This is a genomic window from Pontibacter qinzhouensis (assembly GCF_008017455.1).
In the GTDB taxonomy this organism is placed as follows: Bacteria; Bacteroidota; Bacteroidia; order Cytophagales; family Hymenobacteraceae; genus Pontibacter; species Pontibacter qinzhouensis.
In genome coordinates, this window is sequence record NZ_VRTY01000136.1 from 1 (window position 1) to 13265 (window position 13265).

9 protein-coding genes are annotated in these 13265 nt (G+C 42.9%); 7 read left to right on the top strand and 2 right to left on the bottom strand.

From position 1 onward, the window contains the following. The first annotated feature begins 115 nt into the window (after window positions 1-115). Window positions 116-556, top strand: coding sequence for a T9SS type A sorting domain-containing protein (locus FVR03_RS22140; RefSeq protein WP_187270263.1), 441 nt, complete (start codon window positions 116-118; stop codon window positions 554-556). Between the two features lie 363 nt (window positions 557-919). Beyond that, entirely contained in the window at window positions 920-1048 is a 129-nt protein-coding gene (locus FVR03_RS25050) for a hypothetical protein (RefSeq protein WP_255474357.1), read from the top strand. 433 nt (window positions 1049-1481) lie between these two features. On the opposite strand, the gene FVR03_RS22145 is transcribed toward FVR03_RS25050, so the two are convergent. Together FVR03_RS22145 and FVR03_RS22150 are read right to left on the bottom strand one after the other, a co-directional pair. Then, a complete protein-coding gene (locus tag FVR03_RS22145) occupies window positions 1482-2162 on the bottom strand; it encodes a nucleotidyl transferase AbiEii/AbiGii toxin family protein (protein WP_147923965.1) in 681 nt (226 codons plus the stop codon). Further along, a complete protein-coding gene (locus FVR03_RS22150; RefSeq protein WP_255474358.1) occupies window positions 2152-2487 on the bottom strand; it encodes a hypothetical protein in 336 nt (111 codons plus the stop codon). The genes FVR03_RS22145 and FVR03_RS22150 overlap by 11 nt, the downstream gene beginning before the upstream one ends. 1237 nt (window positions 2488-3724) lie before the next feature. Between FVR03_RS22150 and FVR03_RS22155 the strand changes: the two genes are divergently transcribed. Genes FVR03_RS22155 through FVR03_RS22175 form a run of 5 tightly spaced genes read left to right on the top strand, consistent with a single transcriptional unit; the run spans window position 3725 to window position 12822 of the window. Further along, window positions 3725-6634 (top strand): type I restriction-modification system subunit M, encoded by a 2910-nt coding sequence (locus FVR03_RS22155; protein ID WP_147923966.1) that lies wholly within the window; start codon window positions 3725-3727, stop codon window positions 6632-6634. Beyond that, the gene (locus FVR03_RS22160) at window positions 6634-7941 is read left to right on the top strand and encodes a restriction endonuclease subunit S (protein WP_147923967.1); all 1308 of its coding nucleotides are present in this window, start codon (window positions 6634-6636) and stop codon (window positions 7939-7941) included. Before FVR03_RS22155 ends, FVR03_RS22160 begins: the two co-directional genes overlap by 1 nt. Next, the gene (locus tag FVR03_RS22165) at window positions 7938-8951 is read left to right on the top strand and encodes a PDDEXK nuclease domain-containing protein (RefSeq protein ID WP_147923968.1); all 1014 of its coding nucleotides are present in this window, start codon (window positions 7938-7940) and stop codon (window positions 8949-8951) included. The genes FVR03_RS22160 and FVR03_RS22165 overlap by 4 nt, the downstream gene beginning before the upstream one ends. Continuing rightward, entirely contained in the window at window positions 8948-12148 is a 3201-nt protein-coding gene (locus FVR03_RS22170) for a type I restriction endonuclease subunit R (RefSeq protein ID WP_147923969.1), read from the top strand. Before FVR03_RS22165 ends, FVR03_RS22170 begins: the two co-directional genes overlap by 4 nt. Then, a complete protein-coding gene (locus FVR03_RS22175; protein WP_147923970.1) occupies window positions 12148-12822 on the top strand; it encodes a M48 family metallopeptidase in 675 nt (224 codons plus the stop codon). Before FVR03_RS22170 ends, FVR03_RS22175 begins: the two co-directional genes overlap by 1 nt. Window positions 12823-13265 lie beyond the last annotated feature (443 nt).

Sequence of the window (13265 nt, forward strand, 5' to 3'; positions counted from 1 at the left end):
TCCTCAAAAGGATGGTGGCCGCTCCTCCACATCCCTATAAAATGGTTATTGCTTAAGTGCCTAATTCAATAACACTATTTGTAAAGGGCAGGCACCCATTAAACTTTCGGGCGGATTGCCAGGAGGGGGAAGATACAGTGGCCCCGGTGTTACAGATGGCGTTTTCTATCCGGACTCCACAGGTTCAGGAACCTTTACCATTACGTACAGCTACTACGACAGCAGGGGCTGCGGCTCTACAGCCCAAAGCGACATAGACGTAAGCACCTGCACAAGCGTAGAAGATAAAGTGGCCACAGCACCGGAACTACTGCTTTACCCGAACCCCAGCACCGGGAAATTTACACTGCAGGCAGCAAGCCTGAACCGGCAATCCCTCCACGTAACTGTTTATAGCGTGGACGGACGCGTTGTAAAGCAGGGAATTGCTCCGCTAAATCCAGCCGGTAAAACTGAAATGGATTTAAGCGGTTTCTCAACAGGTATCTACCATGTACAGGTTTCGGGTAAAGACGGGCAGGTATGGAGAAAAAACATTGCTATTGTAGGAAAATGATTTCATGACTCAGCGCCAATAGCGGATTACTAAATACAGTCAATTCAACTCTGTGGGATTAGATAGGCACCTAATCATCAGGCCCATATAGTATAATTACCATTGCTCTTATTAATAATTAATAAGCAATAATTATTAATAAGAGCAATGAGCTGAGAGAGGAAAGGGTGGCATGGTTTTCCAATACATCTCCTATTTTTATCTAGAGGATTAATAAATTTCAGCGACGGACGTTCTAGCTTTTTTCATTGCTCGTGTTTTGCCCGTGGAACATCTTTGGTATCAGTGAGGAGGTGGAACCATTCTGTGTTCACAGGCATGTAGACCTTGGCCGGTGAAGTACCAGACTAATAGAAGAATGCTATGATCGATACAGCCAGTGCCAGGATTAGTATAGGAATGGAAAAGATTTGCCAGATCTTGAAAATTTTATTAGAGCTGCTGTTTTTAAATCTTGCTTTTAACTCATTCACCTTCCTGCGCCTGCCATAGCGACGGGCCGTAAGAACAAAACATAGCAAAAAGGATATCGAAGAGCCAATCCAAAAGTTTGATTCAGGTATATAGGCAGGGCTAATGAGCCCGCCGGTAATCACATTCACTATGGTTACAAATAGAAATAACAGGCATGCTTCTATCATAAATACAAAGTATATACTCATCACTACAGGTATGTACTTTTTCCTCTTATAGTGACTATATATTCAGTAGTATATGTTATCGAGGTATCCCACCACAAATGCCTTAAGTTTTTATCAAATTACTATAAAGTTTTCCCCAACACAGGCTTGTAGTTTAATATGGAAAGTAAAGTTTCAACGTTTATCCAGTTCGCTCTCTTAACATAGAGGTATTTACCGATTCATAGGTAAATACCTCTATGTTAAATAATGTAGGGCTTTGTAGCTCCAATGTGTTTTATGTTTTATGGTTGAATGATTTGCTCTATTTTCTCCTCCAGCAGTGGTAAGCGGTCTTGATCTGCTAAATGACAGCCTAGAATCTCCTCTCGATAACGGCTATCCCAAATTGCCCTATACTCCTGCTGTAGATATTCTCTCACTTCCTGGGGCGCATGAGCAATCTCCTCCACCAGATGTAGTCGATTATCTGTTACATACACAATATCTTCAAAGTCATGGCTGCTGCGGGAATCACCGCCCCTACTATGATAGGCGGAAAATTTCGTGGCCAAGAAATACGCCACAGGAAGAATGCGTATCCTTAACCTGTCTGTCAGGGCTACGGTTGTTGAATGGTTCAGCCCCGGTTGATACCAAGGATTAGTGAAACCTAGGATATGAGGATCATCTGGCATCACATCAATCGTAATCCCTCCGTAATTAAAGCGGCATATAACATTACTTGTTGGGTCAGGGTAAAACTGCAATTCGCTTAGGCGATCCTGTATCCTGCTCCATTCTCCATAACCCGCCAGTGAGACGCTTAGATCTATATCACTGGTTGGACGGACGGCGTCGGCGGCGGGATCATCAGCATATAGGCTAAGCGTGGCCCCGCCCACAAATACCATCTTCTCCCGTAGCTCCTGCAGTCCGGAAGCTACTTCTTTAATAACCTCGATATTTATTTCCTTACCGTCCATTCAGAATCCTTTTTTCTAACTCTATATTGGCCAAGCCCCGTTCCCGTACTCTTCCTACCCGAAGTGCATCCACCAATGCTAGCAGCTCGTAGAGTTCAGGCTTGTTTAGAGCTGCCTCTACGACGGAAGGATAAAGTGGCTCTACCGACTGGCCCCGTTCCTTGCCCTTGGCGTAAGGCCACACTAGTTTTTCATTGCTCATAATGAGCTTGTTTAAAGGTGAGGCACTGAAGGCTGTGGGAACACCTCTTACGATCGTGCCTGGCTCCTGAGGAAAGACGTAGCGTAGGCCATGTGTGAGGAATTCCAGTAATGCGTGCCGCATCACTTTCTTTTTTGACTTATCCACTAGTCCAGCTTTGGCGGATCTGTTAAGTGATTCTGTAACCTCTGAAGCACTGATATGGGCCTCTTGAGCTATGTCTTTCATCATCCAAGGATCTCGGCCTTGGGCAATGATGGTTAGTAGCACCACAATGTCCTGTGGCCGCATTCCACTATGCTTTTTCATAATACAATTTGCAATTCGCGAATTGCAAATTTACTGTAAATAATATCAACTTGAAAGCAATATATAGATGATTTAGATTTTGTATAGTAGATGGCTAAGGGTAGTAAACCACCTTCTAAGCTACAGTTATTTTTAAAAATTTGGAATATGAGAACAGGAAAGAGAAGCTGTTGCTATATAGTGTACCACTTATTATGCTTTCTCTAAAGTTGTGGTTTGTCTTATAATTATTCTTATGTTAAATAGCATACTGCTTTTGCCGATACTTAAGCAGGTTCTGTCCCTTCTCCGTTATAATATACTGCTGTGGAGGCTATTAGCTTAGTACTTAATAGTTCGGTCTAATAAGTCCTTCTGTAATAAGGGATCAATATAGCGTCTCACCTTATCTGTGTGGTTTGCCAGGCTCAGCCCATCCTCCAATATGTCTTTTCATTTAGCCGGCTTCAACATATAGTTTAGCACCTTCACATGCTCTGGTTCCAGTTCCTTTGCGAATTATTTTTCAGCTTAGTCGCCAGCTTGATCGCTCCCGACTAAGTTAGCCTCTAAAAACGCTGGATGATAGAATTGCTCTACTTCGAAAAGGTGTAGTTTTCAGCTACTTGCGTCGAGAAATTAGTTTGGCCTACCTCTGTGATATATTAATGGTCATAAGTAAATAAAATCTTAAATTAGTTGACTCAGATTCAATAACCCTTCTGGATTAAGTATATTTACACCCCCATTAGTGTTGACAGGAGCTATATATCGGGATGAAAAATTATATTAACTTTTAAGATGTCACCAGTTTTTTAGCTATAGATTCCTGCAAAACTATAGCTAAAAAGAGGCATTGTGGGTGGGGTAAGCATCAAGGCTACCTGCAGCTATTTAATGAAGAATTCAAAATGAAAATTTAACCCAGTGGCTCTACAAATGGGATATATCTTAATATACTAGCTGTTGCCAAAGTACTAGTCTAAAAGGCAATATGATGTAACAATTCCTAATATACATCATGCCAAGAATAAACAAAATTACGATTTAGAAGAGTAGGAATATATAATTAATGAAAAACGAAAAGATTAAACTTTCTCAATTAGAAAGCTTCCTTATGAAAGCTGCTGATATATTGAGAGGGAAAATGGATGCTTCGGAATACAAGGAATTTATTTTTGGAATGCTTTTCCTGAAGAGAATGAGCGATGTGTTCGACCAGAAAAGGGAAAAGTTCAAAAGAGTAGACTACAAACACCTAGACCCTGAAACGCTACAAATAATACTCGAAGATAAGATAACCTACGGAGAAACCTTCTTTGTGCCGAAAAGAGCCAGGTGGCACGAAGAGTTTACCGATGAGAACGGACAGCAGCAGCCACCTATTAAGCATTTGCAAAACAATATTGGGCAGATGCTGAACAAGGCTTTGGATGCCATTGAAGAAGCTAATCCAGATACGTTATCAGGTATTTTCAAAGGGCGTATTAACTTCAATAAAGAAGTGGACGGCAAGCAAATTGTGAAGAATGTCGATCTCAAGAAAATGATTGACCACTTCAATGAGTTTCCGGCGCTTGTTAATGAAAATTTTGAGTTCCCGGATCTGTTAGGCGCGGCTTACGAATACCTGCTTAAACACTTTGCAGATGAAAGCGGCAAAAAAGGCGGGCAGTTCTATACGCCTAACCAGGTAGTGCGGCTGCTGGTGCAGTTGATAAAGCCTAAAGCGGGGATGTCCATTTATGACCCTACTGTTGGTTCGGGGGGCATGCTCATTCAGAGCCATCAGTATGTACAGGAGCAAGGGCAGAATGCCGAAGACCTAAACCTCTTTGGGCAGGAAAATGACCCTACGGTTGTTGCCATCAGTAAGATGAACATCATCCTGCACAACATTACCAGGTACACTATAGAGTACGGGGATACTTTGGAGGAACCCTTAAATGAACAAGATGGGCGACTGATAGAATTTGACAGGGTAATAGCTAACCCGCCTTTTTCGCAGAATTATAACCGGGCGACTATGAAGTACCAAAGTCGCTTTACCTACGGTTTTGCATCCGAAACGAGCAAGAAAGCTGATTTAATGTTTGTGCAGCACATGCTAGCAAGCTGCAAACCCACGGGCAAAGTGGTGGTAGTGATGCCAAACGGGGTGCTGTTTCGAGGGGGTAAGGAAAAGGAAATTCGGGAAGGGATGTTGAAGGCAAATGTGCTGGAGGGTATTATCGGTTTGCCGCCACAGCTTTTTTATGGTACGGGTATTCCTGCCTGTATTATGGTTTTCGATAAGAACAAACCCGACAACCTGAAGAACAAGGTCTTTTTTATCAATGCCGACAAGGACTATGCCGAAGGCAAAAAGCAAAACACACTCCGTCCCGAAGACATAGAAAAAATCGATTTTGTTTTCGAACACAAAATAGAGGAAGCTAACTACTCAAAACTGGTAGATGTCTTTAAGCAAGAGGACGAAAAGATCATCAGCATTGAGGCGAATGATTGGACTCTGAACATTCGCAGGTACGTGGACAACACCCCTCCACCTGAACCCGAAGATGTGAAAGCGCATTTAATTGGAGGTGTGCCTGTAACGGAAATAGCGCAGGCACAAAACATGCTTTGCGCTAAATTTAACTTTGATAGCAGCCAGCTATTCAAAGACAGAAGCGAAAATTATAGAGACTTTGCCATTAGCGAAAAATCTGAAATTAAAGCTCTGATTGAGGAAGATGCCAAGGTGGTGGAGACACTTACTTGTCTAGGCTTGCATTTAGCCAACTGGTGGCAATTGGCAAAAGAAGATTTCTCCTCGTTGGCACCTGAAAAAGTAGATGAGAATGTAGCTGCCAAACCTCAGACTATTGCTAACGGTGATAAATTCCCGAGAGTGCGGAAGGAACTGCTGGAAACTATAAAAGAAAAGTTTGTGCCGGTGGGCGTGCTGGATAAATTTCAGGTGGCGGGGGTGTTTGTAAATTGGTGGGACAACATTAAGTACGACCTGAAAACCATCATGCAAAACGGTTGGGAAGCCGGATTGATCCCGGATGAATACCTGATTGAGGAGTTCTTTAAAGCCGAACAAGCGGAGATTGAAGAGCTTGAAGTAGCACAGACGGAACACGAATCCACCCTAGAGGAAGCCGTGGAGGAAGCCTTGAACCTGGTGGAGTATGAAGCAGACGAAGAAGAAGGCGAGGTAAAATTCACCCCAGCCTTGGCAAAGAGCGAACTGAAAACGCAAATAGATTACCTGCTCAATGAGAAGAAAAGTTCCGCAGAAGCCAAACCATTCCAAAAAGTTGAGGCCAGAATCAGGGATCTGGAAGGCAGCATAAAGGACTGCAAAGCCCAACTAAAAGAAAAGCAAGCTGAACTGGATCTGAAGCTCATCCTGAAACGCTACGGCTCTGAGGATGAAAAAGCAGAAAGCAATACCTTACTGCATGCAATCAAAATTGAGCTTGCCAACTTGGATGAAAGCATCGAGAGCCTTATTGCGGATTTTAAAGCTGATTTAAAGGATACTAATGACTTCGCTGCTATTAAAAAATCGATAACGGCTTTGGAAAAGGATATCAAAAAGGACAAGGTGAATGAGGCGGATACGCTGTTAAAGTTATCCAAAATAATAGATACACAGAAGCAGTTTAAGGAAATTACCAAAGCCTACAATAGCCGCCTGAAGGATCAGGACATGCTGCAAGCAAGGCTCGACAGTCTGGACAAACTATTGGCCGACATAGGCGGAATTATTACTGAAGCGGAAAGCCAGAAGCTGATTTTGAAAAAGCATTTCGAGATCATTAATAACCAACTGCAACGCTACCTGAATGCGGAAAAGCGTGCCTTGGTGGCGGCATATGAAAACCTGTACGATAAATACTTTACCTCTGCCCAAAGCATAGAAGCCCAACGGGAAGAGACGATGGCAGAGCTGAATAATTTTCTTGCTCAACTAAATTATCTGAACTGATGGAGGAGAATCAAATGGAATTACCGGAAGGGTGGAAAAATATTTCTAAGCTTGAAAGTTTTGGAAAAGTATTTAATGGTTTGTCAGGTAAGAAGAAAGACGATTTTGGATACGGTGAGCCTTATATACCATACGTAAATGTTTTCAAAAACGCAGAAGTTGATATTACCGAAATAGATTTTGTGTATGTCCGTAAAGGAGAAAAGCAAAATGAGCTAATTTATGGAGACATTATTTTCACCACTTCGTCTGAAACCGTCGAAGAAGTTGGTATGACTTCAGTTTTTTTAGCTAAAAAGGGCAAGTACTTTCTAAATAGCTTTTGCTTCATATTTAGACTGTCAGACATTGGTTCGCTACTTCCTGAATACGCCCAATATTTATTTAGAAGCGAAAAAGTTAGATACAACATTTCACTACTCGGGCAAGGATCAACAAGATACAATCTTTCTAAAACAAGGCTACTGAAGGAGCTAACTTTCAATGTTCCCGAAAATGTCACCGAGCAACGTCAAATTGCCACTATACTCAATAAGGTTGATGAAGCCATCAGCCAAACCGAAAAGCTGAGAGCTAAGTACAGTCGCATCAAAACCGGCTTGATGCAAGACCTGCTTACTAAAGGCATTGACGAGCACGGCAACATCCGCAGCGAAGCAACCCACGAATTTAAAGACAGCCCGCTGGGAAGGATTCCTGTCGAGTGGGACGTGAAAAGCCTCGATTTATTGACACAGGATGATATTTGCTATGGAATTGTTCAAGTGGGTAAAAATGTATTCGGAGGTGTTAGAACTATTGCGATAAAAGATTTGAACACTAATTATGAAAGTGTCCATTTAACGGATGTAGATATTGAAAAAAGGTATTCAAGAAGCCGTGTAAATGGGGGAGAAATCCTACTCTCAATTAAAGCCACAACAGATAAAGTTGATATTGTTCCCAAAGGCTTTATAGGCAACATTAGTAGAGATGTTGCTAAACTAAAATTTAACAATGATATTATACCGTTATTTTATAAATATTACTTTCTTTCAGAATTTGGCCGAAAAGTTCTAGATTCAATTACAATTGGTTCTACAAGAAAAGAAATTTCTATTGCTCCTTTAAAAAGGATTGAGGTATTGAAACCCAAAAAGGAGGAACAAGCACGCATACTAAATACTATCAAGTCTTGTGATATCAGCTTGAATAAGATAAAGGAACAGGCTTCTAAACTTCAATCTATCAAAAAAGGGCTAATGCAAGACCTGTTGAGCGGCAAAGTCCGTGTCAATTATCTCATCAGCGAAATGGCAAGCGCATGAAAATTAGAAAGGGTTTAATCTCTGATATACAAGGCGTCATAGCCCAATCGCGTGAGCGGGCTATTCGCTCGGTCGACACAGAACGGGTGCTGATGTATTGGCATATCGGGAAAATAATCTTCGAGGAAGAGCAGCAAGGCGAAGACCGGGCGGCTTACGGCACTTTCCTGATTCAGTCGCTAGCCGAGCAGTTGCAGCCGCAGTTTGGCAGTGGCTTTTCGAAGCGGCAGTTGTATTGGTATGTGCAGTTTTACCGCACGTTCCCAAATGTGTCCGCACTGCGGACACATTTCAACTGGACGCATTACAAAACCCTTATCGGCATTGAAAACAAAGAGAAGCGGGAGTTTTACAAAGCGGAAGCGGCTAAAAATAACTGGTCGGCCCGCCAGTTAGAGCGGCAGGTAAACAGCCAGCTGTTTGAGCGGCTGCTGTTGAGCAACGATGTAAAAGCCGTGCTTCAGGTGGCCCGGGAAGAGAAGCGTCCCACAGATGCAAAAGAAATCATCAAAGACCCGATGGTACTGGAGTTTCTGGGCTTGAAGCGCGAAGCAGCTTATTATGAAAAGGATTTGGAAAACGCGCTTATCACCCACTTGTATGACTTCATCCTGGAACTGGGCAACGGGTTCTCCTTTGTGGCACGTCAAAAGCGTATCCATTTAGAGGGGGATGACTTTTTCGTGGACCTAGTTTTCTACAACCGGCTTTTGCAATGCTTTGTCTTGATTGAGATTAAAACTGATAAGCTTACCCACCAGGATCTGGGGCAGTTGCAAATGTATGTCAACTACTTCGACCGCTTTGAAAAGCAGGGGTATGAAAACCCTACCATTGGTATACTGCTTTGTGCTGATAAGAACGATGCGGTGGTAAAAATTAGCCTTCCGGAAAACAACAAGTCCATTATAGCCAGTAAATACCAGCTCTACTTGCCCTCCGAACAGCAGTTGATAGAGGAAGTGAAAAAAGAAATTGAAAAGCTGGACCATCCAAAGCCAACGGAATGATACTAAGCAACGACAATAAGTACAAAGGTAATTTGGGCGGTTCGCTCAAATTAGACGAGCGCAGCCACGTGGAGCAGCCTTTTCTGGAGCAGCTGAAAGGCTTGGGCTGGAACACCGGCACTAATCAGGTGCTGCAGCTGGAAACTCAGCAAACACCCGAGCAGAGTTTTCGCACGTCTTTTTCGGAGGTAATCCTGCAGCCCAAGCTACGCCAGGCCCTAAAGCAAATCAATCCTTTCCTCACCGAAGGGCAGATAGATGAAGTGGCGCGTAAGATCAGCTCCTTTGACAAGAACAGCCTGATAGAAAACAACCAGAAGGTACTGAACTACCTCTTGGAAAACACCACCGTCAGCCAAAACGAACAAACTGGCGAGCAAAGCCCCACCGTCCGCTACATCGATTTTGAAAGGCTCGAGAACAATATATTTACCGCCATCTCGCAGTTCAAGGTAAGCGTAACAGGTACCGATCACCACATTATTCCCGATATCGTGCTGTTCGTAAACGGGCTGCCCGTGGTGGTGGTGGAAGCCAAATCGAGCAAAGTTAAAGAGCCCATTCCCGAAGCCATAGACCAACTGATGCGCTATATGGAGCAGCGGGGCGAGACAGGCGAAGGCAATAAAGAACTTTTTTATTATAATCAATTTATCGTGACCACCTGCCGCACCGAGGCAAAATTCGGCACCATTACCACCGGCATACCCAAGCACTTTTACCGCTGGACAGACCCCTATCCCAAAACCCTCAATGATTTAGAGCATGGCAAATCATCACCTAACGATCAGCAACGGCTGGTAGCGGGGATGCTAGAACCTCGAAACCTACTGGACATCATCCAAGTGTTCACTGTGTTTGCCACAAACGACAAAGGGCATAGAATTAAGATAGTTGGTCGCTATCAGCAGTTTAGGGCCGTAAAAGTAGCTACCCAGCGCCTGATAGAAGGCCAAAACCCCTTGGAGCGTGGCGGCATTATCTGGCATACCCAAGGCTCAGGCAAGTCGCTCACCATGATGTTTATGGTGCGGGAAATGAAACTGCGGCCTAAACTGATGCCTTGGAAGATTGTGTTTGTAACCGACCGTACGCAACTGGAAGAACAGTTGGGCGAAACAGGCCAAAGCATTGGCTTTACTATAAAAACCGCGAACTTCATCAATCCCAAGCCCACACCCAACGGGCAAAGCTTAAAGGAGCTGCTTAGCAATGACAACTCCGACCTTATAATGGCCATGATTCATAAATTTCAGGAAAACGGCGATTTGAGCGGGATAGAGATCTTTCCTGAGCTGAACAAAAGTGCCCAGCTACTAGTCATGACTGATGAAGCGCATCGTTCGCAGTATTCTCTATTAGCAGCCAATTTAGATCGTGCCATGCCTAATGCCACGTCCATCGGTTTCACGGGTACGCCCACGGGCAAAACCGAAAAGAAGTACAGAGACTACATAGACAAGTATACTATGCGCCAAGCTATTAATGATGGCGTTACCTTAGAGATTGTATATGAAGGCTTTACTCATAATGCGGAAGTAGAAGATAAGAAAGCAATGGACAAAAAGTTTGAAGATGTGTTCAGTGAATATACCCTCACAGAAAGGCTTCAAATTTTGGGCTTTGGCTCTCGTGACTCTTATCTGGATAACATCAACACGATACGAGAAAAGGCTAAAAGCATGGTAGACCACTATGTAGAGCACATTTTCTCTGGTGGGTTTAAGGCTCAGGTGGTTGCGAATTCACGCATAGCCGCCGTTCGTTACAAAGCGGCAATTGCGGAGGCCCTGCAAGCCAAAATAGCCGAATTAAAAACGGACAATCCTATGCTGGTGAACTTGGAGCGGCTGAGCCAATTGGAAACAGCGGTGGTAATATCTGGCAGTCACAACGACGAACTGGAGATAAAAGCCTATACTAATAGTGGGTACCATAAGAAGAGCATCAAGCGCTTTAAACTGCCTTTTGGGAGAACAGACGAAGATGATAAAACTATCAATGGCAATGTGGGCATCATTATCGTAAACTACATGCTGCTCACAGGCTTTGATGCACCCATCGAGCAAGTGCTTTACCTTGACCAGGTTATTGTGGCGCACAACCTGTTGCAAACTATTGCTAGGGTAAACCGTGTGGGACCTGAAGGAAAAGACAAAGGTTTTGTAGTGGATTATGTGGGCGTAGGACATCACCTGAAACGAGCACTGGATACCTATGCAGAAAAAGAACGGAATGAGATTCTGGATTGTATCTCAAATGACGAAGCTGAGTTGAGAGAACTTATCAAAGCCCATCAGGAAACCTGGAAATTTTTGGAAAATCAGGGTCTAACTGACTTGAGCGATTCAGATGCTTTTTTTGATGTGTTCTATGATGAAGACATTCGATTTGAATATATTAAATTCTATAATCACCTGACAAGCTGTTTCAATACTGTTCTGCCTAGGAAAGAAGCGCTGGATTTTTTCACAGATTGGAAAGCTTTCACAGAAATAAACGCGCTAGCTAACCAGCATTTCAGAGATGAAAGGCTCAGTATGAAAGGCATACCACCCAAATTAAGAGCAATTACAGATGAGTTTTTAGTTTCCAAAGGCATTGACCAGACTATCCCTCCCATTTCTATTATTGCAGATGATTTTCAGAAACACGTTAAAACCAAAAAAAGGGAGAAAACCAAAGCTGCTGAGGTTGAGCATGCTATCCGCCATTATATTGACATCAACATTGATGAAGACCCGGAATTGTTTGCTTCCTTTTCAGATGCGTTGGAAGGGATCCTCAAAAACTTCAAGGGCAACTGGAAAGCCATTTACGAAGAACTGGAAAAGCTAAGAGAGAGCATCAAGAATAGGGAGAAAGAGGAAACCTTTGGCCTGGACAGGAAAAAGCAAATGCCTTTTTTTCGTATTTTCAAAGCAGAGCTTTTTGAGAATAGGGAACTGACGGAAGATGAAATTGCTCAGAACGTAAACCTGACGCAGCATATTTTTAACCTGGTCGCCAACGAGATCAAGCTGACAAGCTTTTGGGACAGCACACCAGCTCAATTAAAGCTTAAAGGAGAACTGCAAAAGCTATTATTATCACCTGAGTTTAATAAGCTGCCTAACATAATCATCAGGAGGACTGAGATCATATCTAGAGTGATGGAATTGGCAAAAACCAACCATTTCAAAATTATACAGGACTGATGCAGTTGGAATATGAAGTAAAATTCAGCACACGCAAAACTCTTAATATCACAGTGGAGCGTGACAGAAGAGTAGTTGTCCGTGCCCCGGAGCATCTTTCTATGGATAAAATTAAAGCCCTAGTTCAGTCTAAAAGGCAATGGATTAAAGAGAAACTGAACCATGCACAGAAATACCCTCTAATACCTGAGTCGAAAGAATTCGTTTCAGGTGAGACCCTCATGTACTTAGGCAGAAACTACCAACTCATAGTAGTCGATGAGGAAATTGAGGAAGTTGAATTCAATCAGCGTTTTCGGATTTCTAGAAAAAGCCAGGCAAACGCTAACAAACTATTTAAAAAGTGGTATTTGAGGCAGGCTTTGCAGAAGATTGAGCCACTGGCAAAAGAGTTTGCAAGAAGCTTAGGGGTGAAATACAAGGAATGTAAAACATCGGAAATGAGATACCGCTGGGGTTCCTGTACACCAAACAACAACATCATTTTCAACTGGCGTATCATTAAAGCTCCAATGTACGTGGTAAATTATTTGGTAGCTCACGAATTAGTTCATTTAATTGAAGATAACCACACCCCCAGATTCTGGAACATACTATCTATCCAGGTGCCTAACTATCAAAAAGCAAAAGACTGGTTGAAAAATAATGGACATTTATTAGAAGTTGATTTTTAAGAAGCTTGCATGTAATTGAAAACCACTATTTCAATTACATATAAGCTTCTACTTAGCAGCAGCTAAAGGAATTTAAGTAGCTCCTTTAACGCAATCAAAGTGAAATAGAATACTTATTGGGCCTGGAGAAGATCAAGTGCTAGTTCCTGGAGGAATTCGGGAGTGGCAAACTTACTTTTGGCAAAGATGCCGTGCTTGGCCCCCTGCTAAAACATTTCGTAGAAGCCGCTTTGGATGTGGAGTTGACAGCTGGACCTGAGGTGAAACGCACCTCAAAGTTTGGCCTTTCGCTGTAAGGGCTCAAGCCAGAACAGCAAAAGGGCCAGTAAATTGAAATAGTGAAATGACACAGTTTAAATTACACTCCCTATAACGAGACTGTAAATGGAACTGTGTCAAAGCGTTAAATTTAATAACTTAGCTTAAAGACAGTTACCATGGAC